This window comes from Aeromonas sp. R1-2 (assembly GCF_040908505.1).
Classification (GTDB): Bacteria; Pseudomonadota; Gammaproteobacteria; order Enterobacterales; family Aeromonadaceae; genus Aeromonas; species Aeromonas veronii.
Window position 1 is genome coordinate 22385 of sequence record NZ_JBFODU010000035.1, and the last position, 22803, is coordinate 45187.

A 22803-nucleotide genomic window follows, 5' to 3' on the forward strand; every position below is an offset into this window, starting at 1 on the left:
TTCACCGGGCCGTCTGGCCCGTGGGTTTAGTCCAGACGTCTGAAGGTGTGGTTGTCGAAGCTGCTGGTTGTCTCCCGGTTGAGCAGGCTGACCAGCAAAATCGCCCGTTTCTCTCCATCCGGCTCCATATAGATGGCTTCGAATCCAGCCAACGGCCCCTCTTCAATCAGCACCTTGTCGCCCGAGCAGGGCAGGCTGGCGTAGCTGGCTCTCGCCTCGTCGCTATCATCGCGGCTCATCAGCTGATAGACCAGCTTGCTGCTGATGGGGGTCCATTCACTGCCAAAGTGGATGATCCGGCTGATGCCGCGGGTCGATTTCAGGGTGACCGGTGTCACCTCTTCCAAATCAACGAAGATAAACAGATAGTTGGGGAACATGGGTTCCCGTACCGGAACTCGTTTGCCCCGGCGCAGCTTCTCGATCTCCACCATGGGGTAATAGGATTCGATACCCTGGGCATCGAGGTGGGCGCGGGCGCGGGCCTCTTCTTTTGGCTTGCAGTAGGCCAGATACCATTTTTTCATGTTATGAGTATGTTCGTGTTGCCGTGCTCGCGGATATGATAGCGGCGCCAATAAAAAAGGCCACGCATAGCGTGGCCTTTTTTGCCGAGTGAGCAATTACCAACCTTTTACCAGGCCGCCTTTGAACAGCTCCAATCCTTTCTTGTAGACATCGTCGGTTTGGAAAGCTTGTACGAACAGTTTGACCTTCTCGTCATCCTTGTTGTTGTCGCGGGCGACGATCAGGTTGACGTAGGGGGACTCTTTGTCTTCAACAAACAGGCCGTTTTCGGTCGGGGTCAGACCAATCTGACCGGCGAAGGTGTTGTTGATGATAGCCAGATCCACATCTTCCAGCGAGCGCGGCAGCTGGGCTGCTTCCAGCTCGACAATCTTGAAGTTGCGCGGGTTGCTGGCGATATCCAGCACGGTCGCTTCCAGACCGGCACCATCCTTCAGGGTGATCAGACCCTGTTTGGCCAGCAGGATCAGGGAGCGGCCCAGGTTGGTCGGATCGTTCGGTACCGCGATCTGGGCGCCATCTTGCAGCTCGCTCAGCGCCTTGATCTTCTTGGAGTAACCGGCAATCGGGTAGACGAAGGTGTTGCCAACCGGAACCAGCTTGAAGCCGCGATCACGCACCTGTGCATCCAGATAGGGTTTGTGCTGGAAGGCGTTGACGTCGATGCTGCCATCGTTCAGCGCCACGTTCGGGGTGACGTAGTCGGAGAAGTTGACCACCTCGACTGTCAGACCGTATTTCTCTTTGGCGACCTTGGCAGCCACTTCAACCAGTTCGGTCTCGGGGCCGGCAATAGCGCCCACTTTCAGAATCTTGCTCTCTTGTTTTTGACCGCAACCGGCCAGAACCAGACCAGCCAGCAGGGCAGCCGCAACGGATTTGATGCCAAATTTCATAAAACCTCCTGTCAGAAATCGACGATTAACGATGATCACATTTGTTGACCAGGCGCTCACCCGCGCTCTGGATAAGTTGAACCAGTACTACCAGGATAACCACGGTTACCAGCATGACGGTCGGGTCAAAGCGCTGATAACCATAACGAATACCCACATCCCCCAGACCACCGCCACCGATGGCCCCGGCCATGGCCGAGTAGTTCACCAGCGTGACGAGGGTAATGGTGACACTGTTGAGGATGCCGGGCAGAGCCTCGGGCAGCAGCACCTTGGTGATAATTTGCAGCGGCTTGGCGCCCATCGCCTTGGCTGCTTCCAGCAGGCCGTCCGGTACTTCCATCAGGGCCCCTTCCACCAGACGGGCGATGAAGGGGATGCAACCGACAGTCAGCGGCACGATGGCAGCGATGGTGCCGATACTGGTGCCGACAATCAGCCGGGTCAGCGGAATGATGGCGACCAGCAGGATGATAAAGGGCACCGAGCGACCCACGTTGACCACCATGCCCAGAGTACGGTTGAGCAAGGGGTTGGCCAGGATCTGGCCCGCCTTGGTCACATGCAGTGCCACGCCGAGCGGCAGGCCCAACAGGCAGCCGAACAGGGCGGAGGCAAACACCATGATCAGGGTGTCGCCCAGGGCCGTGATGAGCAGATTAATCATGGCTTCGGACATAACCCATTACCTCCAGCTGAATGTGGTTGTCGATGAGAAACTGCTGGGTCGCCTCGCACTGGGCTTCATCCCCGAACAGCTCGGCCAGCAGGAAACCGAATTTGACGCCTCCGGCGTATTCGATGTCTGCGCTCAGAATGCTGATGTCGATGTTGAAACGGCGGCTCGCCTCGGAGATCAGCGGCGTATCGACCGTGCTGCCGGTAAAGCCGAGCTTCACCAGCGGGTAGCTGCCCGGCACCCGCTCACTGCTCATCCGATCCTGATACTCCTGCGGTACCTCCAGATGGATGGTTGAGTGGATGAAGTCACGTGCCAGCTGGGTTTTGGCGTTGCTGAAGAACCAGGCCACTTCGCCCTGCTCGATCAGACGGCCGTCGCTGATGATGGCCACTTCGTCACAGATCCCCTTCACCACATCCATCTCGTGGGTGATGAGCAGGATGGTGAGCCCCAGCTTGACGTTAATCTCCTTGAGCAGGGTCAGGATCGAGCGGGTGGTCTGCGGGTCGAGGGCCGAGGTGGCCTCGTCGCAGAGCAGCACCTTGGGGGCCGGTGCCAGTGCGCGGGCAATGGCGACGCGCTGTTTCTGACCGCCGGAAAGCTCGGACGGATAGGCCTGGGCACGGGCTTCCAGCCCGACCAGCGCCAGCAGCTCGGCAACCCGTTGCTGGATCTTCTCTTTGCTCCAGCCTGCCAGCTCCAGCGGAAAGGCGATGTTGGCAAACACGGTGCGGGAGGCAAGCAGGTTGAAGTGCTGGAAAATCATCCCGATCTGGCGGCGAGCCTGGGTCAGATCCCGTTCGCTCAGGGCGACCAGATCCTGGCCATCAACGATGACTTGACCCTCTGTCGGGCGCTCCAGCAGGTTGACACAACGAATGAGGGTACTCTTGCCGGCACCGGAGGCACCGATCACCCCGAAAATTTTGCCTTGGGGTACATGCAGACTCACATCACGCAGGGCGTGCACGGCGTCACTGCCTGTACCGTAGACTTTGTTGAGACCGATCAACTTAATCATGGATTCTTCCGTGCTAACAGCCTTAAAGCACAGGGCGCTACAGGCGGGGAAATTGGGCAGAGGTTCCACTGGGTTACTCTGTCATCATGGAGGATGATGCTAAGATGTCTGGATGGCTATGTCAATGCATGTTTTTACGTCTAGACGTCTAAAAAAGTGATAAGGATTTCTGTCAGGCGGATAACGATCAGGATGGTATTGTCGCTCTTCCAGATCCTGTTTCGTCCCTGCGGCAGATAACCGAATTAAAGATGGTTTATGCTGGGTAAAGGCTGGTTTTATTAGTGTGTCAGCCCGTTTCTGTTCACATCTGCTGTCGAGCTTAATGCTCCACCATCGTTACACAAATTGCTGCACAAATCGTTCCCTATTCGCGACCGGATCACCTGACCGTCACTTTGTCGGCGTCAACCTTGATGCAGCGCAAGGGGGGCTCGGATAGGGATTGGGTCGGTGGCGCCGGTTTTTTATACTAATGACGTCGACAAGCATGGAGGGCAGTGCGATGAGATTCCAACAGATCAAAGAGTTGCTGCACTATCTTGAGCAGGTTCATCACCAGCTCGGACTCTGTTACGGGCGTTTGACCAGTCAGGTGGACAGCGAACGCAGCCGGATGTTGCTGGTCTATCTGCAAGGGCGTGAGGATGCGGCCAGTGCCCATCTACACGAATATGCTGCTCAGCTGGGAGAGGCGGTCAGGGAGACCTGGCTGAACCAGAGTTTCAGCGAGGATATGCTGCCTGCCATTACCCGCTTCGAGCTGCCGGCATCAGTCCAGACCCAGGATATTGTCACTCAGGTATGCCGTTGGGAAGAGCAGCTGGTGGGCGAGCTGAGCCATCTGGCACGGGAGTGCCCGACACCGGCCACCACCGCTTTGCTCGAGAATCTGGCCGGGCTGGAGCAGACCCGCCTGACCCGACTGGTGCACGGAGTGCACCGACTCGACGACATGTAGCGGGTGATAAGCGCCAAACTCGCAAGATGACGACCAAACAAAAGGGCCCGGCAGCAGTGCCGGGCCCTTTCCATTGGTCTCTGCTGACTTGCAGTGAGCGTCGGTCAGCCCTGCTGCTCGGCCGCGTAGAGGGCGGCCCCGATAATGCCCGCCTGATTGAGGCTGGCCGCCGGAATCAGCGGCGCCCGGGTCTCGATGCGATCGACAAACTTATCCAGCTTGGCTGCGCTGCCGCCCCCCAGAATGAAGAGGTCGGGGGAGAAGAGAAACTCGAGGCGCGCCAGATACTTGTTGAAACGCTTGCCCCAGCGGTTCCAGGAGAGATCTTCCCGTTTGCGCGCCGCATCGGAGCAGTAGTGCTCGGCGACCATTCCTTCCAGCATCAGATGGCCCAGCTCGGTGTTGGGCAGCAGATGGCCGTTGACGAAGATGGCGGTGCCGATACCGGTACCGACCGTGATGAGGATGATGACCCCCTTGCGATCCTTGCCGGCCCCAAAGCGCATCTCGGCCAGACCGGCGGCATCGGCATCATTCAGCACATAGCAGGGCTTGCCGGTGACATCGGCAAACAGATGCTCGGCATCGGTTTCGATCCAGCTCTTGTCGATGTTGGCGGCACTCTTGGCAATCCCGTTGTGGATGGTGGCAGGAAAACCGCAGCCCACCGGCCCTTTCCAGTCAAAATGTTCGACCAGCGCCTTGAGGGTATGGGCGATGGCGGCCGGGGTGGCCGGTTGCGGTGTGGCAATGCGATGGCGCTCGCCAATCAATTCGCCGGTTTTGGTATCGACCAGACAGCCCTTGATCCCTGAGCCTCCAATATCCACTCCCAACATATGCATCTGTGTTGTCCTTGTTGTGTGTCGACCAGTTTGCAGTGACCACGCTGTTATGGGCACTGCAGGTCGGCAGAGCATGAAAAAAGTGCTGCAATCCGGCAAGGGGCAGATCACTTATGCGTGATCCGACAGACCTTTTTCGATGCAGCGGATCAGCAAACGGGTCTTCTTGTTCTCTTCATCCTGACGCCTGGCAAGGGTGGCCAGCGCCCATTCGATATGTTCGGCCACCATGGGATCGGCGGTGGTCAGCCCCAGTTGCAGAGCCGCGATCACCTCGGGGGTTGCCGGGCCATTGCCAAGGGCGACTGCCAGATTGCGGCGCCAGCGCTGGTAACCGATGCGGCGGATCGGGCTCCCTTCGGTCTGCTTGAGAAAGTCGCTCTCGCTCCAGCACCACAGCGCCAGCAGGGGGGGGCGGTGCAGGCTGGGGCGCGGGCTGAAGTCGGGTTCCGGGCTGGCATCGGCGTAGCGGTTCCAGGGGCAGATAAGCTGGCAGTCGTCGCAGCCGTAGATGCGGTTGCCCATCAGGGGCCGGAAATCTTCCGGAATAGGGCCGTCGTTCTCGATGGTGAGATAGGAGATGCAGCGGCGGCCATCTACCACATAGGGGGCGACAATGGCGCCGGTCGGGCAGATGTTGATGCAGGCGACACACTTGCCGCACTGCTCCTTCTCCACTGGCTGGTCGAGCGGCAGCGGCAGGTTGAGCAACAGCTCACCGAGAAAGAAGAAGGAGCCGGCCGATTCGTTGAGCAGCAGTGAGTGTTTGCCAACCCAGCCGAGGCCCGCCTTGGCTGCCAGTGGCCGCTCGAGGATGGGGGCGGAGTCGACGAAGGGGCGCCACTCACCCAAGGTCTCTTCAGTGCCTTGAAACAGCTCGGTGCAGCGCGCTTCGATGCGATCACCCAGTTGTTTGAGACGGTTGCGCAGCACCTTGTGGTAGTCACGACCGAGAGCATAGCGGCTGATATAGCCGAGGGTCGGATCGCGCAGGGTAGCGGCGAAGCCCGCCTCGAACGGCAGGTAGTTCATCCGCACCGACAACACCCGCACCGTGCCCGGCAGCAGCTCGTGGGCGCGCGCCCGCATCATGCCGTGGCGCGCCATGTAATCCATGCTGCCGTGATAGCCCGCATCCAGCCAGGCCTGCAATCTCGGCTCTTCGATACGCAGGTCGGTGTCGGTGATGCCCGCCTGGTCAAAACCTAGCTCCCGTGCCCAGAGCTTGATATCGTGGGCCAGCTGGTGGAAGTCAGGTGCGCTCATGCGGCTTGGCCTGGCCGGCGTTTGCTGGCGTGGGTCGATTGATAAGAGGCGGGAGCCGTCATGGTAGAGATCATCAGGGGCGCGTTGGGCACAAAAGAGGGGGGCAGTTTACCACAGGGGCTGTGGCAGACTGAACAGATCCGCGCACTGGAGCTCAACTGGGCCGCGCGTGAGGGGCAACCTCTCTATGCCCTGATGGAGCGAGCCGGTGCCGCGCTGCGCACCTATGCCACTCTGCATTGGCCCGACAGTCGCTGCTGGTGGATTATCGTCGGTCCCGGTAATAACGGCGGTGATGGCTATGTGCTGGCCCGCCTTGCCCGTGAACGTGGCCTTGAGCCGGTGGTGATTGCCGCCAGAGCACCCGACCAGCTGAAGGGGGATGCCAGACGGGCCGCCGATGAGTGGCTGGCGGCCGGTGGCCGGGTCTGGCTGGCCGAGCAGTTTGATGGGGACCAGCACTTCGCCCCGGATCTGGTGGTCGATGCCCTGCTTGGCACCGGCGTCAACACACCCCTCTCGCCACTACTGACAAAGATCGTCGCAACAATCAATGGCTTGGCTGTGCCCGTGCTGGCGGTGGATCTCCCCTCCGGCCTCAACGGCGATACCGGCCGTGCCATGGGGGCCGTGGTGCAAGCCACTCGCACCCTCACCTTTATCGGTATCAAGCAGGGGATGCTCACAGGCGACGGGGTGGATTGCGTCGGCCAGCTCGACTGTGATCCCCTTGGCGTCACGCCTGATGACACTATGCTGCCCGCAGCCTGGCGTATCGATTATCCACTGCTCCGCGCGCAGTTGACCCCGCGCCCGCGCGCTTCCCACAAGGGCTCTTATGGCAAGGTACTGCTGGTGGGGGGCAATCGCGGCATGCTGGGGGCCATTGTGCTGGCTGCCCGCGCCTGCCTGCGGGCGGGGGCTGGGCTGGTGAGGGTGTGTCAGCATCCGGAGCATCCGCCGGTCAGCCTTTATCAACCCGAACTGATGAGTCTCACTACCGCAGATGACGAGGGGTGGGCGTCGGTGCGGGTCATTGGCCCCGGGCTCGGTCAGGATGAGTGGGGAAGAGCGCAAATCGCTCGTAATCTCACCGAACGGCAGCCACTGGTTTTGGACGCCGATGGATTGAATTGGCTGGCGCAATCTCCCCGCCATCAGGATAATTGGGTGCTCACGCCCCATCCCGGTGAAGCTGCGCGCCTGCTGGGATGCACCATTGCCGAGATTGAAACCGATCGGTTTACCGCCGTGCAGGCGCTGCAGCGGCGCTATGGCGGTGTGGTGTTGTTAAAAGGGGCGGGAACACTTATTTATGACGGCGAGCGGGTCGCTCTCTGTTGTGAAGGTAATCCCGGCATGGCAAGTGGCGGCATGGGCGATCTGTTATCTGGTATAATCGCCGCCCTTTTGGCCCAGGGCTGGTCTGCCACCATGGCAAGCTGGCTGGGCGCCGTGATCCACGGCGAGGCTGCAGATCAGGCCGCCGCTGACGGCGAGCGGGGCATGCTGGCGTCAGATCTGCTGCCGCTGATCCGCAAACTGGTTAATCCCGACACCATTACAAGTTAAAAAGAAGAACATGGCAAAACAGTTGATGATGACACTGCCGGACGAGGCAGCAACCGTGGCACTGGGTGGCCGTCTGGCACAGGCCTGCCAGCAGGCGACCACAGTGTTTTTGCATGGCACGCTTGGCGCCGGTAAAACCACCCTGACCCGCGGCTGGGTGCAGGGCCTTGGCCATCAGGGCAAGGTAAAAAGCCCGACTTACACCCTGGTAGAACCCTATGAGCTCGATGGCTGGCAGGTCTACCATTTCGATCTCTATCGCCTGGCTGATCCGGAAGAGCTGGAATTCATGGGCATTCGGGACTATTTTGCCGCCAACACACTCTGTCTGGTGGAGTGGTCCGAGAAGGGCGAGGGCTGGTTACCGGCTCCCGACCTAGAAATTACCCTCACTTATGTAGGCGAGCAGCGCGAGGTTCTGATAGAGGCTCGCTCTGCTATTGGCGAAGCCATTCTGGAACGGTTGTCATCTACGTGCGCTTGATCCTTGTTATTGCTCTCTCCTTGATGGCGTTACCCTCCTGGGCGAATCAGCTCAAGAGCGTACGAATCTGGCCATCACCGGATAACACCCGGGTGGTGCTCGATATGAGCAGCGCCCCCAATTACAACTACTTCACCCTCACCGGTCCGGATCGGCTGGTGATCGATCTGAAAGGGGCGAGCAACGCCGCCAATCTGGCCCGGATCGAGAACAACAGCGAACTGGTGCGCAAGATCCGCCAGAGCACACCGCTGGAGAAGGGCGGTCTGCGGCTGGTGATGGATCTCAGCTCCGCCATCAAGCCGGTGGTCTTTCCGCTGGCGCCAGCCGGGCCCTATGGCCACCGTCTGGTCATCGACCTCCCTTATGAAGAGAAGCGCTCGGCGGCTGCGGTGCAGTCCACGCCTGTCGGTGGCAAGGGCAAGGGAGTGGTGATTGCCATCGACCCGGGCCACGGCGGGGAAGACCCGGGCTCCATCGGCCCGCGCCGTACCTACGAGAAGCGGGTCACGCTGGCGGTCTCCCAGAAGCTGGCGGCACTGATCGACCGCGAGCCGGGGATGCGTGCCGTGATGACCCGTCGTGGCGACTATTTCGTCGACCTCAACAAGCGCTCCGAGATTGCCCGCAAGGCCAAGGCGGATCTGCTGGTGTCGGTCCATGCGGACAGCTTCCATAACTCCACTCCGCGTGGCGCCTCTGTCTGGGTCCTCTCGACCAACCGTGCCAACCGCGAGATGGGCAGCTGGCTGGAGAAGCAGGAGAAGCAGGGCGAGCTGCTGGGCGGTGTCGGCAAGGTGTTGGCGGAATCTGATCCCAACCCCTATCTGGCGCAGACCTTCCTCGACCTCTCCATGGACAAGTCCCGTGCCGAAGGGTATGACGTCAGCCGCCAGATCCTGCGCTCCATGGGCAAGGTTGCCCGACTGCACAAGAAGGCGCCGGAGCATGCCAGTCTGGCGGTGCTGAAGGCGCCGGATATTCCCTCGGTGCTGGTTGAAACCGGCTTTATCTCCAACCATGCAGAGGAGAAGCTGCTGGCTACCGCCAGCTATCAGGACCAGCTGGCCCGCGCCATCTTCGAGGGGATCCGCAACTACTACCGCGCCCACCCGACCAAGGGGGCCATGCTGACCGGCAAGGGGCAAGTGAGCCAACCTGCTGCTACTCGCCCTGCACCGGTAGCCCGGCAGCCGGTGAGCCAGCCCAGGCAGACACAGTCGCAGCCGGTAGTGACCAACAAGATGCCCGCCACCGCCCGCGACGGCGGTGCAGGGAGCGGCTCTGGCGCCGGGGTGATCAAGCCTTACTCGGCGGCAGCGCAGGAGAGCGGTGCACCGGTCAGCAGTGTGGGGGACTATGACAAATCGCGGATGCTCCGCCATGTGGTCAAACGGGGTGAGAGCCTCTCCCGCCTTGCCGAGAAGCATGGAGTGAGTCAGTCCACTCTGGTGGAGATCAACCAGCTGCGCAGCCGGGATATTCAGATTGGTCAGACCATCTATATTCCCCAGCAAGGGCAGAGCCGCGCTGCCGCCCCCGTTCGCAGTGACGACAAGTCGCAGATGATCCGCCATGTGGTCAAGCGGGGCGAGAGTCTCTCCCGCCTTGCCGAGAAACATGGGGTGAGTCAGGCTCGGCTGGTAGAGATCAACAAGCTCAAGTCGCGGAATATTCAGGTAGGGCAGGTGCTCTACATTCCGCAAAACTGACGCGCGGGAGCGGGCGATGCCGCTCCCGCTGTTAGCGAATACCATCAGCAAGATTGAAATTCAGGAGCAAGCGATGCCGATCCGTATATTACCGCCGATTCTGGCCAACCAGATTCTGGTTGGTGGAGAGGTGGTGGAGCGGCCCTCCTGGAGCCTTAAGAGACTGACCATCCGCAAGATAGAAATTCAGGAGTAAATGATGCCGATCCGTATTTTGCCACCCATTCTGGCTAACCAGATTGCAGCCGGAGAGGTGGTGGAGCGGCCCTCTTCTGTGGTGAAAGAGCTGGTGGAAAACAGCCTGGATGCGGGGGCCGACCGGGTCGAGATCGACATCGACAAGGGGGGCGCCAAGCTGATCCGCATCCGTGACAACGGCTGTGGCGTCGCCAAAGATGAGCTGGTGCTGGCGCTGTCGCGTCATGCGACCTCCAAGGTGGCCACACTGGACGATCTGGAAGGGATCAACAGCCTCGGCTTTCGTGGCGAGGCGCTCGCCTCTATCAGCTCGGTTTCCCGTCTCACCTTCACCTCCCGCACCGCCGAGCAGTCCGAAGCCTGGCAAGCCCAGGCGGAAGGGCGCGAGATGAGCGTCACCATCAAACCGGCGGCCCATCCGGTGGGCACCACGGTGGAGGTGGTGGATCTCTTCTTCAATACCCCCGCGCGGCGCAAGTTCATGCGCAGCGAAAAGACCGAGTTTGCCCATATCGACGAGCTGGTGCGCCGCATCGCGCTCTCCCGCTTCGATGCCACCCTGATCCTGCGCCACAATGGCAAGGTGGTGCGCCAGTACAAGGCCGCCAATACCGTGCCGGAGCAGGAGCGTCGCCTCGCCGCCGTTTGCGGCACCCCCTTCATGCACCATGCGCTGGCGGTGGAGAGCGAGCACAGCGATGTGCGGCTGTGGGGCTGGTTGGCGACTCCGGAGGGGGCAAGACCGCAAAACGACCTGCAATACACCTATGTCAACGGCCGGATGATGCGCGACAAGCTCATCAACCACGCCATTCGTCAGGCCTATGACGAGCTGCTGCCTCCCGATCGCTTCGCCGCTTATGTGCTCTATATCGAGCTGGATCCCCGTCAGGTAGATGTCAACGTCCATCCGGCCAAGCATGAGGTGCGCTTCCATCAGGCGCGGCTGATCCACGACTTTATCTTTCAGGCGCTGTTTACTGCGCTGCGCCGCGAAGGGGTGAGCACCGCTCATCAGGACACTCCGCTGGCCGAAACTCTGGTCGAGTTGCCGGTCAGTCCGCAGATTGAATATCCCGGTCAGGCGCCACGCCCGGAGTGGTACGGTGCCGAGCACAGCTACCGGGCACCTGCACAGGTGCGGGAGGGGGGAGGTGGGGCTGGCCGAGCCAGCAATTATCAACCGCCCGAGCCCCCAAGCCGGGAGGCGATGCGCGGCATGGGCGCTCTGCTCACTACGCTGCCTATCGCAACTGAGGCTGCTCCTGCGCAGCCCACTGAGCCAGTGCCGTCACCCAAACAGGGGGGATGTCGTGCCCTGACACTGGTGGAGCAGGCCTACCTGTTGATCGAGCGGGATAATCAGCTGGCGCTGCTCTCGCTGGTGCGCGCCGAGCGGGTGCTGCTACGCCATTGGCTGCTGGAGACCTGGGGTCAGGGACTGGCGGCCCAGCCGCTGTTGCTGCCGGTCTCCTTTAAGCTGCCGAAGAATTTGATCGCGCTGGTGACCGAGCAGGAACGTTTGCTGAAACGGATGGGGCTGGAGTTGAAAAGCGGGGGGCGCGACACCATGATCCTGACTCGGGTGCCGGCTCTGCTGCGCCAGACCGATCTGGTGCGTCTGTTACCCGAATTGCTGCAAATTATCGAGGGCGGATCTGACAGTGATGCTGGTCAGCAGGCTGAAGTATTATGCCAATGGCTGGTGGAGCAGGGGATAAGCCGCGAGAAGATATACGATTTTTCAACTGCCAGTCGTCTGCTGACGGAACTTGTGACTGATTTCAGTGACCAACTGGCAGACATTCGCATGGTGCGTCCCCTTTCGTTGGCGACCGTGCTGGAGGAGTTTGAACATGGCGAGTGACTTGCCGACCGCAATTTTTCTGATGGGGCCGACGGCCTCCGGCAAGACGGATCTCGCCATTGAACTGTGCCAGGCATTGCCTTGCGACATCATCAGCGTCGATTCGGCGCTGATCTATCGCGGCATGGATATAGGTACGGCCAAGCCGACCGCCGATGAACTGGCACGTGCCCCGCACCGGCTGATCGACATTCTTGACCCCGCCATGAGCTATTCGGCTGCCGATTTTTGCAAGGATGCCCTGCGGGAGATGAAAGAGATCGCCGACCGTGGCCGCATTCCGCTGCTGGTGGGCGGCACCATGCTCTATTTCAAGGCGCTGCTGGAGGGATTGTCCCCATTGCCCTCCGCCGATCCCGCCATTCGAGCCGGGATTGAGGAAGAGGCTGCCCGCCTCGGTTGGCAGGCGCTGCACGATGAGCTGGTGCGCATTGACCCGGTGGCCGGGGCGCGAATTCACCCCAATGACCCGCAGCGGCTCAGCCGGGCGCTTGAGGTCTACCGCATCAGCGGCAAGACCCTTACCGAGCTGACGCAGGTGCAGGGGGAGGGCTTGCCCTATCGGGTGCAGCAGTTTGCCATCGCCCCGAGCGATCGCGCCGTGCTGCATCAGCGGATCGAACTGCGCTTTGACAAGATGCTGCAAGGTGGCTTTGAACAGGAGGTTCGTGCGCTGATGGCGCGCGGCGATCTGCACCCGGATCTCCCCTCCATTCGCTGTGTGGGTTATCGCCAAATGTGGGACTACCTGTGCGGTGAAGTGGGGTATGATGAGATGCGTTATCGTGGCATTGTTGCCACACGCCAATTGGCAAAACGACAGATGACCTGGTTGCGCGGCTGGCCCGACGTGACCTGGTTGGAATCTGGTGAGTCTGGCAATCTCGACCGCGTGCTTGCTCGCGCTGGTGCGGCTTGACACTCCCTGTATAATCAGGTTGTTATATTGATATTCGGTGTTTAAAAACAACAAACTATAAGGAAAAGAAAAATGGCTAAGGGGCAATCTCTCCAAGACCCGTTTTTGAATGCGCTGCGCCGTGAGCGGATTCCTGTTTCTATCTATTTGGTGAACGGCATCAAACTGCAAGGTCAGATCGAGTCTTTTGACCAGTTTGTTATCCTGCTGAAAAACACCGTGAGCCAGATGGTTTACAAGCACGCCATCTCGACTGTCGTACCGGCCCGTGCCGTCAATCATCACCAGCCTACTCCGGGTGGCGCGGCTGATGAACAGGGTGATGCCGAGGCGTGATATCCCTGGGCGAGTCGACTCGCCAACTCAGATTCATCATGATTCCTGTTAAGGAGCAAGCGCTTGTTTGACCGTTATGAAGCTGGCGAACAGGCCGTTCTGGTGCATGTCAACTTCAGTGATGAGGGTGAGCGGGAGGATCTGGAAGAGCTCAAGATGTTGGTGAGCTCGGCCGGAGTCAATGCGCTGGGGGTAATTACCACCAGTCGCAGTGCGCCCAGTGCCAAATTTTTTGTCGGCAGTGGCAAGGCTGAAGAGATCGCGTCCCAAGTCCAGATGCTGGATGCCGACGTCGTCATCTTCAACCATGCCCTGACCCCTGCCCAGGAGCGCAACCTGGAGCGTCTGTTCCAGTGCCGGGTGGTGGATCGAACCGGCCTGATCCTCGATATCTTTGCCCAGCGCGCCCGTACCCACGAAGGTAAACTGCAGGTCGAACTGGCCCAGTTGCGCCATCTTTCCACTCGTCTGGTGCGAGGCTGGACCCACCTTGAGCGTCAAAAGGGCGGGATCGGTCTGCGTGGCCCGGGTGAAACCCAGCTTGAAACTGACCGACGTCTGCTGCGGGAACGCATCAAGGCGATTTTGCGTCGGCTCGACAAGGTGGCCAAGCAGCGGGAGCAGGGACGCCGTGCCCGCAACCGCAACGAAGTGCCGACGGTGTCACTGGTTGGTTATACCAACGCCGGAAAGTCCACTTTGTTCAACCAACTTACAGCTGCCAGCGTGTATGCTGCCGACCAATTGTTCGCAACTCTGGATCCCACCCTGCGTAAACTGGTGATCCGGGATGTGGGTGATGTGATTTTGGCGGATACAGTTGGATTTATTCGACACTTGCCCCATGATCTGGTCGCGGCCTTCAAGGCGACCCTGCAGGAGACCCGTGAAGCGGATCTGCTGCTGCATGTGGTGGACTGTGCCGATGAGCAGATGCAGGAGAATATCGACTCCGTGCAGCAGGTATTGGCCGAGATCGAAGCCGATGACAGGCCCCAGCTGATGATCTGCAACAAGATCGACAAGCTGGCGGATCGTCCGGCAGGTCTGGAGCGAGATGACGAGGGGCGCCCGTTGCGCGTCTGGTTGTCGGCCCAGACTGGTGAAGGTTGTGAGCATCTGTTTACGGCGCTGACCGAATTGCTGGCTGGCTCCATGGTGCATCACACCCTGCAGTTGCCTCCTTCTGCCGCGAGATTGCGCAGTGCGCTCTATCAACTGAAAGGGATTGAGCAGGAAGGTTTTAGCGAGGAGGGTGATTTCGTGCTGGAAGTCCGCTTGCAAGTGGCCGACTGGAACCGCCTCGTGAAACAGGAAGGTGAGAGTTTACAACGCTTTATCAGGCATTGATTCGTCGATGAAGATGAACCCTTAGGGGCTTCTCAACGTATGATGGCCCGATAGAGATGATATCCATCCGCATGTATTAATGGAGACGCTGATGGCTTGGAATGAGCCTGGTAACAACGGCAAAGACCGTGACCCTTGGGGGAATAACGGCAAGAATCAGGGACCCCCTGATCTGGATGAAATGCTGCGCAAAGTGAGTCGCCGTTTCGGTGGCTTGTTTGGTGGCGGCAAATCTGGCGGCGATGTAGGTCGCTTTGGTATCTCCATCGCGCTGGTTGTGGCTGTGGTGGTGTGGGTCGTCAGCGGCTTCTACACCATTCGCGAAGCGGAGCGTGGTGCCGTGCTGCGGTTTGGCAAGTTTTCCCATATTGTCGAGCCGGGCCTGCGCTGGAAGCCGACCTTTATCGATCAGGTGATCCCGGTGGACGTCGAGTCCGTGCGCTCCCTGCCTGCCTCCGGTTTCATGCTGACTCAGGATGAGAACGTGGTACGGGTCGAGATGGACGTGCAGTACCGTGTGGTCAATCCCGAGCAGTATCTGTTCAGCGTGACCAATGCCGACGAGAGTCTGGGTCAGGCCACCGATAGCGCCCTGCGCTACGTGGTGGGTCATACCCGGATGGATGACGTGCTGACTACCGGTCGTGAGAAGGTGCGTCAGGAGACCTGGCAGGTGATCGATGGCATCATCGAGCCTTACCAGATGGGTCTGCAGATCGTCGACGTCAACTTCCTGCCGGCGCGTCCGCCGGAAGAGGTGAAAGACGCGTTTGATGACGCCATCTCCGCTCAGGAAGATGAACAGCGCTTCATTCGTGAAGCAGAAGCCTATGCCCGTGAAGTGGAGCCCAAGGCCCGTGGTCAGGTGAAGCGTCTGGAGCAGGAAGCGGAAGCTTACAAATCCCAGATCGTGTTGAAAGCCCAGGGTGAAGTCGCTCGCTTCAACGAGCTGCTGCCCCAGTATCAGGCTGCCCCCGAGCTGACCCGTGAGCGTATCTATCTGGAAACCATGGAAGAGCTCTATCAGCAGGCCAACAAGGTGGTGGTCGACATGCCGGCTGGCAACAACAGCATGATCTACCTGCCGCTCGACAAGCTGTCTGGCAAGCCGAAGGCTGCCCAGTCTGATCGTGCCACTGCCGCCCCGGTCACAGAGCAGGTCCCCGTTTCCAACGAGGGTGCCAACTCTACCCCGACAATGCCGCTGCGTAGCGGTGACCGCTTCAGCTCAGGGAGAAACTGATAGATGAAAAAGCTAGCTATTGGTGCAATCGCTGTCGCGGCCATGGTCTGCTTCTCCTCTGTCTTTATCGTTGATGAAGGTCAGAAGGGGATTGTGGTGCAGTTTGGCAAGGTGAAGCGGGTTGACTCCGGTGAGCCCCGCCTCTATGAGCCGGGCCTGCACTTCAAGGTGCCGCTCATCGACCAGGTTCGCAAGATGGATGCCCGCATCCAGACCATTGACAGCCAGGCCGACCGTTTTGTTACCTCCGAGAAGAAAGACCTGATCATCGACTCCTACGTGAAGTGGAAGATCGAGGACTTCTCCAAGTACTACCTGGCAACTGGTGGTGGCAACAAGCTGCAGGCTGAAGATCTGCTCAAGCGCAAGATCAACAACGGTCTGCGTTCCGAGATCGGTAACCGCACCATCAAGGACATCGTCTCCGGTGAGCGTAGTACCGTGATGGAAGATGCCCTGAAGAAGATGGCGCGCTCCTCCGAGCTCGGTATCAAGGTGGTGGATGTGCGGATCAAGCAGATCAACCTGCCGGTGGAAGTCTCCAACTCCATCTACCAGCGGATGCGCGCCGAGCGTACCGCAGTTGCCCGTGAGCACCGCTCTCAGGGTCGCGAGAAGGCTGAAATCCTGCGTGCCGATATCGACCGCAAGGTGACCGTCATGATCGCCGACGCCGAGAGTAACGCTCGCCAACTGCGTGGTGAAGGGGATGCGGAAGCCGCCAAGATCTATGCCGACAGCTACAAGAAAGACCCCGAGTTTTTCAGCTTCGTGCGTAGCATGGAGGCCTATCGCAAGAGCTTTGCCGGTGGCAACGACCTGATGGTGTTGAAGCCGGACAGCGAGTTCTTCCGTTACCTCAAGTCTCCTCACGGCACCAAGCAGTAATCGCCACGAGGTCACATTCAAAGGGTCTGCATTGTCAGACCCTTTTGTTTTTGGTGCCAATGCCAGCCGTCGACCCGGGTGGCTGGTTGCATTGAAGGAGGTCGGATGCTGACATCCATGCTGATGGGGTTGGGATTGCTGCTGTTGTTCGAGGGGCTAGGCCCGTTGTTGATGCCCAGGGCATGGCAGCAGATGTTGCGGCTGCTGAGCGATCAGCCACCGGAGCAGTTGCGCCGTATCGGCGGCTCGTTAGTGGTTGCGGGTAGCGTGATCCTCTGGATGCTGAGTCGCTGAGTCGGGTGCAATGCACTGTCCAGCAGATAGCAGACAATAAAAAAGAGGCCGAAGGCCTCTTTTTTCATCCATGTCGTTTACTCAGGCACTGCGCTGCACGGCCATGTGGGCCAGTGTTTCCAGCGCCTGTTTGTGCGGGGAGTCCGGCAGGATGGCGAGGGCGGCAATGGCCTTGTCGGCCTCTTCCCTGGCACGCATGCGGGAGTACTCCAGCGCGCCAGTGCGGTCGAGAATGCCGAGGATCTGCTCAAGATGCTCCATGCCGTTGCGGTGCTCGATGGCATCGCGCACCAGCTGGCGCTCTTCCGGCGTGCCCACTTCCATGGCGCGCAGCAGCGGCAGGGTCGGTTTGCCTTCGGCCAGATCGTCTCCGACGTTCTTGCCCATCTCTTCGCTCTGGGAGCAGTAGTCCATCACGTCATCGATGATCTGGAACGCGGTGCCCAGATACTTGCCGTAATCGGTCATGGCCTGTTCGACGGGCTCGGGCTGATGAGTCAGCACGGCTGCAAGGCGAGTGGCGGCCTCGAACAGCTTGGCGGTCTTGCAGTAGATGACCGTCATGTAGCTCTCTTCGGTGGTGTCCGGATCGTTGCAGTTCATCAGCTGCAACACTTCCCCTTCGGCGATGGTGTTGGTGGCATCCGAGAGGATCTCCATCACCCGCAGGTTGGAGAGTTCGGCCATCATCTGGAAGGAGCGGCTATAGAGGTAGTCACCGACCAGCACGCTGGCGGCATTGCCAAACATGGCGTTGGCGGTCTCCCTGCCACGGCGCAGGTCGGATTCGTCGACTACGTCGTCATGCAGCAGGGTAGAGGTGTGAATGAATTCGATGATAGCGGCCAGTTTCAGGTGATCCTCACCCTCATAGCCCAGCGCACGCGCAGCCATCACGGTCAGCATGGGGCGCATCCGTTTCCCGCCGGCGCTGACAATGTAGAAACCCAGCTGATTAATCAGACTAACGTCGGACTGGAGTCGGGCCAGGATCAGTTCATTGACCGCCGTCATGTCGGCGGCACAGAGCGCACGGATAGTCTGTTGGTCCATAAGTCTCGTAACGTGACAGCAGCAATAACTGCGATTTTAGTAATGGCAGGGATTCTACACGATTTCACAATGGGTTACAGTTAGGCGTTTATCCACGGCGGCAGATATGCGCACAAAATAAACTTTTTGCTAAATTGGCCTTGCCTGAGCAGATCGATTTGCGTAGAATGCCCGCCCATTGTTATAGGTTTTTGCGCATGTCTAGCCTTGAGCAAAAGACATGCCTTTACGGAGTTAATCAAATGTACGCGGTATTCCAAAGCGGCGGAAAACAACACCGTGTGGCCGAAGGTCAAATCGTTCGTCTGGAAAAGCTGAACGTTGAGACTGGCGCTACCATCGACTTCAACGAAGTTCTGATGGTTGCTGCAGGCGACACTTTTAAAGTAGGTGCTCCTTTCGTTGAAGGTGGCAAGGTTGTAGCTGAAGTTGTGGCTCACGGCCGTGGCGAGAAAGTGACTATCGTCAAGTTCCGTCGTCGTAAGCACCATCGTAAGCAAGCGGGCCACCGTCAGTGGTTCACTGAAGTCAAAATCACTGGCATCAGCGCTTAATTAGAGGAGTCCGATAAATGGCACACAAAAAAGCTGGCGGTTCATCCCGCAACGGTCGCGATTCTGAAGCTAAACGCCTGGGCGTGAAGCGTTTCGGCGGCGAAACAGTTCTGGCTGGCAGCATCATCGTTCGTCAACGTGGTACCAAGTTCCACGCTGGCACCAACGTTGGTCTGGGCAAGGATCACACCCTGTTCGCAACCGCGACTGGTAAAATCCTGTTCGAAGTTAAAGGTCCGCTGAATCGTAAGTACGTTAGCATCGTTGCTGAGTAATTACGGACCGCAAGGATCCGAAGCCCCGCCAACAGGCGGGGCTTTTGTTTTTCTGACGTCTTTCTGATGTCGTTGACGAAAAAACGGAACGCAGCTGACTTTGGCTCTGACGGGCATGATTGGCAAGATGCGTATCGCCCGCAGGGGTCTGTACCACTATAATTGCGTATCGGTTTTTCGAATTAAGGTGACGGTTACCTATGAAGTTTGTTGATGAAGTCCAGATTCGAGTCGATGCCGGTGACGGTGGTAACGGTTGTGTAAGCTTTCGCCGTGAAAAATATATTCCCAACGGTGGTCCGGACGGCGGTGACGGCGGTGACGGTGGCGACGTATATCTGATCGCCGACGAGAACCTCAATACCCTGATCGACTACCGTTTCGAGCGTTTCCATGCTGCCGAGCGCGGTGAGAATGGCCAGAGCGCCAACTGTACCGGTCGCCGCGGCAAGGACAAGATCCTGCGTGTGCCGGTCGGTACCCGGGCGACCGATGAGGATACCGGTGAACTGCTGGGGGATCTGACCCACCACGAGCAGAAGCTGCTGGTTGCCAAAGGTGGTTTCCACGGTCTGGGCAACACCCGCTTCAAGAGCTCCGTCAACCGTGCTCCCCGCCAGAAGAGTAATGGTACTCCGGGTGAAGTGCGTACTCTGAAGCTGGAGCTGCTGCTGCTGGCCGATGTCGGCATGCTGGGTCTGCCCAACGCAGGCAAGTCTACCTTTATTCGCGCCGTTTCTGCGGCTCGCCCGAAAGTAGCTGATTACCCCTTCACTACCTTGGTACCGAACCTGGGTGTGGTGCGTGGTGAGAACTCCCGCTCCTTCGTGATCGCCGATATCCCGGGTCTGATCGAAGGCGCTGCCGAAGGTGCAGGTCTGGGTATCCGCTTCCTGAAACACCTCGAGCGTTGCCGCGTGCTGATCCACCTGGTGGATATCTGCCCGGTTGATGGCTCCGATCCTGCTGAAAATGCCGTGACCATCGTCAAGGAGCTGGAGAAGTACAGCCCGGAACTGGCTGGCAAGCCACGCTGGTTGGTGTTCAACAAGATGGACCTGATCCTGGAGGAAGAAGCCCAGGAGGTGATGGATCGCGTCAAGGCGGCCCTGAACCACGAAGGTCCGGTCTATGCCATCACTGCCATCAGCAAGGAAGGCACCAAGAAAGTCTGCTACGACATTCTGGATCTGCTGGATACCATGCCCCGTCAGCTGGCGGAAGATGCCAAAGACGCCATCGAGAAGGTGGAGTTCAAGTGGGACGACTACCACAAGAACCAGCTGGCCAAGGCTGAAGCGGAAGCACTGGCTGCCTCTCTTGCCTTCGATGAAGGGCTTGATGATGACGATTGGGATGACGACGAAGATGATGGCGTTGAAGTCATCTACGTCCGTGACTGATCCCCGTCACTCTCATTGAAAACCGGAGCCTGAACAGGCTCCGGTTTTTTTATGTCTATCGAGCAGCAACTCATTAGGTATATTTGTGATGTCACTTATTGCCTGCTACTGATAACCGATTATACTGCCCACCAAAATTAACAATAACGAAACAATCATCTGGCGATGTCGATTGAATCGATATGCGCCGCTGTATCTTGTTGTTTTGATGGAAGGTTTGCCTGTGGAAATATTTATGCGCAGATTTCTGCCTTAAGGGCTTGTTTGTGCATTTTTTTAGAGTATTCTTGCGCCCGTTTTGCCGGTTAATGCATGAATACGCAGGTTGGCCGGGCTAGGGAAAAGTAACATTAGGGCAGTCATATCATGTTGGAAAAGAGTCTCGAAGCACCTGCGGTCAATACTCGCCGTAATTTGTTGATGTTTCTGGTTCCGTCACTTATCGGGATCCTGCTGTTCATGACACCGGTCGTCTATGACGGTAACGTCACCATCCCGGTGGCCGTGCTGGCCAAGCTGGTACAGCGCGTTTTTGCCGATTATCTGGTCGCCATGGTCAGTGCGGTGATCACCACCACCATGCTTATGACGCTGATTGCCTGGCTGTTCAAGCCAGCGATTCTGGTGCGTCGTCCTTTCCTCAACAGCTTGTTCAATGTCTCCCCTTTCTGGGCCTGCGTGCGGGTATTGGGCGGTATTTTCGTGCTGCTGACCTTCTTCCAGGTGGGGCCTGAGGTGCTTTACTCAGGTGCAACCGGTGGACTGGTGCTCAACGATCTGCTGCCGGTGCTGTTTTCGGTCTTCATTTTTGCCGGCCTGCTGCTGCCGTTGCTGCTCGATTTCGGGCTGCTGGAATTTGTCGGCACCATGATGACCCGCATCATGCGTCCGGTCTTCCGGTTGCCGGGTCGCTCCGCAGTGGACTGCTTTGCCTCCTGGCTTGGCGATGGCAGCGTCGGCATCCTGCTGACCAGCAAGCAGTACGAAGGGAAGTTCTATACCCAGCGTGAAGCCGCGGTGATTGGCACCACCTTCTCTGCCGTCTCCATCACCTTCTGTCTGGTGGTGATCTCCCAGGTCAAGCTGGAGCACATGTTCGTCCCCTTCTACCTGACCGTCTGTCTGGCGGGGGTGGTTGCCGCCATCGTGGTGCCGCGTTTGCCGCCACTTTGCTGGAAGAAGGACATCTATGCCGATGGCACGCCCTTGTGCCGCAAGCAGGAGGCAGTGCCACACCAGCACAGCGTGATGAGCTATGGCTTCGAGCGGGCATTGACCAAGGCTGATAATGTGAGTGACTTGGGCGCGGTAGCGCGGGAAGGGGTGAAGAATGCGCTGGATATGATATTTGGCGTATTGCCGGTAGTGATGGCGATCGGTACCTGCGCCCTGATGCTGGCCGAACATACCCCTATCTTCAACTGGCTTGGCGCCCCGTTTGTCCCCTTGCTGGAGCTGCTGCAACTGCCGGAGGCGGAAGCGGCTTCCAAGACCATCATGGTCGGTTTTGCCGACATGTTCATTCCGGCAGTGTTGGCCTCGACCATCGAGAGTGACATGACCCGCTTCGTGATTGCCGCCATGTCGGTGACCCAGCTGATCTATATGTCGGAAGTGGGCGCCCTGCTGCTGGGCAGCAAGATCCCGGTCAAGCTGTGGGAGCTGTTCGTTATCTTCCTGCTGCGCACTCTGGTTACCTTGCCGGTTATCGCCGGGGTGGCACACCTGCTGTTCTAAGGACGCAGCGCAGTGAAAAACGGTCAACCTCGGTTGACCGTTTTCTTTTTCGCAGTAACGGGAGAGAGTCCCCCTTCGGTTGGCTCAGCCTGTAGTGACGGGACACTGGATGGTCAGCGAGTGGATTGTGTTGGCGATGCGATAGGGCTTGGCTGCTTTGTAGACCTTCTTCTCGTCGTCATAGCTTCCCCCCAGATACTGGGTGCTGTAGAGCGTCTGCTGGCGGCGGTCGGTCTCCTTGTAACCTTGTGGGCAGGTCTGGTTGGCCTGCTGGAAGCAGGCTTTCATGCTGCTGCACTCGATGTAAAAGCCGTGCTGGCTGGTATCGGCAAGGTGCACCGGGGTGACGGTGGGGGCGGGGGGAGACAACAGGGCGCAACCGGAAAGCGTCAGCGCGCCCAGCAGAACGAGATGTTTTGACATAGATAACCTGAACAGTGTGGTGTGACAAAGAGTGAGGGGGAGTCTGTTGCTCCCCCTTCGCTATAGGGGCACCGTTATAACCAGCCGGGGGCGCTGAGGCCAGCCCGCAAATGTAAGAAAATATGATCCACCCCCGGGCATGCGCGGCCAGCAGGATGAGCGTTCAAACAATACTTGCCTGAGATTTGTTCCGTTCGATTGCTGCCGCTTGGCAGGCAGAGTGTGGCAGGAGATAGTGATTCATTCAGGTATCCCGTGCTACATTGCCCCACTTGTTACTGGCCTGTAAATCAATG

24 protein-coding genes are annotated in these 22803 nt (G+C 58.8%); 16 read left to right on the top strand and 8 right to left on the bottom strand.

The features are described from left to right. Positions 1–26: 26 nt before the first annotated feature. From rfaH to metN, 4 genes are all read right to left on the bottom strand, one after another. A complete protein-coding gene (gene rfaH / locus AB5Y76_RS13985) occupies positions 27–527 on the bottom strand; it encodes a transcription/translation regulatory transformer protein RfaH (RefSeq protein WP_005339074.1) in 501 nt (166 codons plus the stop codon). Positions 528–623: 96 nt separating this feature from the next. Then, a complete protein-coding gene (metQ, locus tag AB5Y76_RS13990; protein ID WP_263718368.1) occupies positions 624–1424 on the bottom strand; it encodes a methionine ABC transporter substrate-binding lipoprotein MetQ in 801 nt (266 codons plus the stop codon). A gap of 25 nt (positions 1425–1449) precedes the next feature. Further along, the gene (locus AB5Y76_RS13995; protein ID WP_005339070.1) at positions 1450–2103 is read right to left on the bottom strand and encodes a methionine ABC transporter permease; all 654 of its coding nucleotides are present in this window, start codon (positions 2101–2103) and stop codon (positions 1450–1452) included. Beyond that, positions 2084–3127: a methionine ABC transporter ATP-binding protein MetN gene (metN, locus tag AB5Y76_RS14000; RefSeq protein WP_005339067.1), complete on the bottom strand. Its 1044-nt coding sequence runs from the start codon at positions 3125–3127 to the stop codon at positions 2084–2086. The genes AB5Y76_RS13995 and metN overlap by 20 nt, the downstream gene beginning before the upstream one ends. A gap of 505 nt (positions 3128–3632) precedes the next feature. On the opposite strand from metN, the gene AB5Y76_RS14005 reads away from it, so the two are divergent. Then, on the top strand, positions 3633–4088 hold the full coding sequence (locus tag AB5Y76_RS14005; RefSeq protein ID WP_043822996.1) for a hypothetical protein: 456 nt from the start codon (positions 3633–3635) through the stop codon (positions 4086–4088). Positions 4089–4192: 104 nt separating this feature from the next. Here AB5Y76_RS14005 and ppgK read toward each other — a convergent pair whose 3' ends face one another. After that, positions 4193–4933 (bottom strand): polyphosphate--glucose phosphotransferase, encoded by a 741-nt coding sequence (ppgK, locus tag AB5Y76_RS14010; RefSeq protein ID WP_005349265.1) that lies wholly within the window; start codon positions 4931–4933, stop codon positions 4193–4195. Between the two features lie 111 nt (positions 4934–5044). Then, the gene (gene queG, locus AB5Y76_RS14015; protein WP_263718370.1) at positions 5045–6199 is read right to left on the bottom strand and encodes a tRNA epoxyqueuosine(34) reductase QueG; all 1155 of its coding nucleotides are present in this window, start codon (positions 6197–6199) and stop codon (positions 5045–5047) included. 60 nt (positions 6200–6259) lie between these two features. Here queG and AB5Y76_RS14020 point away from each other — a divergent pair, with 60 nt between their 5' ends. The 11 genes from AB5Y76_RS14020 to AB5Y76_RS14070 all read left to right on the top strand — a co-directional run bounded on the left by AB5Y76_RS14020 (position 6260) and on the right by AB5Y76_RS14070 (position 17062). Next, positions 6260–7771, top strand: a complete 1512-nt coding sequence (locus AB5Y76_RS14020; RefSeq protein WP_263718371.1) for an NAD(P)H-hydrate dehydratase — start codon at positions 6260–6262, stop codon at positions 7769–7771. Between the two features lie 10 nt (positions 7772–7781). Further along, complete coding sequence (gene tsaE / locus AB5Y76_RS14025) at positions 7782–8255, top strand: tRNA (adenosine(37)-N6)-threonylcarbamoyltransferase complex ATPase subunit type 1 TsaE (protein ID WP_005358296.1); 474 nt, start codon at positions 7782–7784, stop codon at positions 8253–8255. Between the two features lie 23 nt (positions 8256–8278). Beyond that, positions 8279–9967 (top strand): N-acetylmuramoyl-L-alanine amidase, encoded by a 1689-nt coding sequence (locus AB5Y76_RS14030; RefSeq protein WP_005339053.1) that lies wholly within the window; start codon positions 8279–8281, stop codon positions 9965–9967. Between the two features lie 16 nt (positions 9968–9983). Continuing rightward, on the top strand, positions 9984–10163 hold the full coding sequence (locus AB5Y76_RS14035; RefSeq protein WP_139434900.1) for a hypothetical protein: 180 nt from the start codon (positions 9984–9986) through the stop codon (positions 10161–10163). A gap of 3 nt (positions 10164–10166) precedes the next feature. Further along, positions 10167–12032, top strand: a complete 1866-nt coding sequence (gene mutL, locus AB5Y76_RS14040; RefSeq protein ID WP_263718415.1) for a DNA mismatch repair endonuclease MutL — start codon at positions 10167–10169, stop codon at positions 12030–12032. Continuing rightward, a complete protein-coding gene (gene miaA, locus AB5Y76_RS14045) occupies positions 12022–12951 on the top strand; it encodes a tRNA (adenosine(37)-N6)-dimethylallyltransferase MiaA (RefSeq protein WP_227273082.1) in 930 nt (309 codons plus the stop codon). The genes mutL and miaA overlap by 11 nt, the downstream gene beginning before the upstream one ends. Positions 12952–13023: 72 nt before the next feature. Then, complete coding sequence (gene hfq, locus AB5Y76_RS14050) at positions 13024–13287, top strand: RNA chaperone Hfq (protein ID WP_005339045.1); 264 nt, start codon at positions 13024–13026, stop codon at positions 13285–13287. 63 nt (positions 13288–13350) lie between these two features. Next, the gene (gene hflX, locus AB5Y76_RS14055; RefSeq protein WP_005339043.1) at positions 13351–14637 is read left to right on the top strand and encodes a ribosome rescue GTPase HflX; all 1287 of its coding nucleotides are present in this window, start codon (positions 13351–13353) and stop codon (positions 14635–14637) included. Between the two features lie 91 nt (positions 14638–14728). Further along, a complete protein-coding gene (gene hflK, locus AB5Y76_RS14060) occupies positions 14729–15880 on the top strand; it encodes an FtsH protease activity modulator HflK (RefSeq protein WP_236324240.1) in 1152 nt (383 codons plus the stop codon). 3 nt (positions 15881–15883) lie between these two features. Continuing rightward, entirely contained in the window at positions 15884–16768 is an 885-nt protein-coding gene (gene hflC, locus AB5Y76_RS14065) for a protease modulator HflC (RefSeq protein WP_005339038.1), read from the top strand. A 105-nt stretch (positions 16769–16873) separates the two neighbouring features. After that, positions 16874–17062 (top strand): DUF2065 family protein, encoded by a 189-nt coding sequence (locus tag AB5Y76_RS14070; protein ID WP_005339036.1) that lies wholly within the window; start codon positions 16874–16876, stop codon positions 17060–17062. 81 nt (positions 17063–17143) lie between these two features. On the opposite strand, the gene ispB is transcribed toward AB5Y76_RS14070, so the two are convergent. Then, positions 17144–18115, bottom strand: a complete 972-nt coding sequence (gene ispB, locus AB5Y76_RS14075; protein WP_019444890.1) for an octaprenyl diphosphate synthase — start codon at positions 18113–18115, stop codon at positions 17144–17146. 242 nt (positions 18116–18357) lie between these two features. Here ispB and rplU point away from each other — a divergent pair, with 242 nt between their 5' ends. The 4 genes from rplU to AB5Y76_RS14095 all read left to right on the top strand — a co-directional run bounded on the left by rplU (position 18358) and on the right by AB5Y76_RS14095 (position 22084). After that, positions 18358–18669: a 50S ribosomal protein L21 gene (gene rplU / locus AB5Y76_RS14080; protein ID WP_005304210.1), complete on the top strand. Its 312-nt coding sequence runs from the start codon at positions 18358–18360 to the stop codon at positions 18667–18669. Positions 18670–18686: 17 nt separating this feature from the next. Beyond that, a complete protein-coding gene (gene rpmA / locus AB5Y76_RS14085) occupies positions 18687–18944 on the top strand; it encodes a 50S ribosomal protein L27 (protein WP_005339028.1) in 258 nt (85 codons plus the stop codon). 200 nt (positions 18945–19144) lie between these two features. Then, entirely contained in the window at positions 19145–20347 is a 1203-nt protein-coding gene (gene cgtA, locus AB5Y76_RS14090) for an Obg family GTPase CgtA (protein WP_005339026.1), read from the top strand. Positions 20348–20713: 366 nt separating this feature from the next. Beyond that, positions 20714–22084: a YjiH family protein gene (locus AB5Y76_RS14095; RefSeq protein WP_201952664.1), complete on the top strand. Its 1371-nt coding sequence runs from the start codon at positions 20714–20716 to the stop codon at positions 22082–22084. A gap of 84 nt (positions 22085–22168) precedes the next feature. On the opposite strand, the gene AB5Y76_RS14100 is transcribed toward AB5Y76_RS14095, so the two are convergent. After that, complete coding sequence (locus AB5Y76_RS14100) at positions 22169–22507, bottom strand: hypothetical protein (protein ID WP_139732844.1); 339 nt, start codon at positions 22505–22507, stop codon at positions 22169–22171. Positions 22508–22803: the final 296 nt, after the last annotated feature.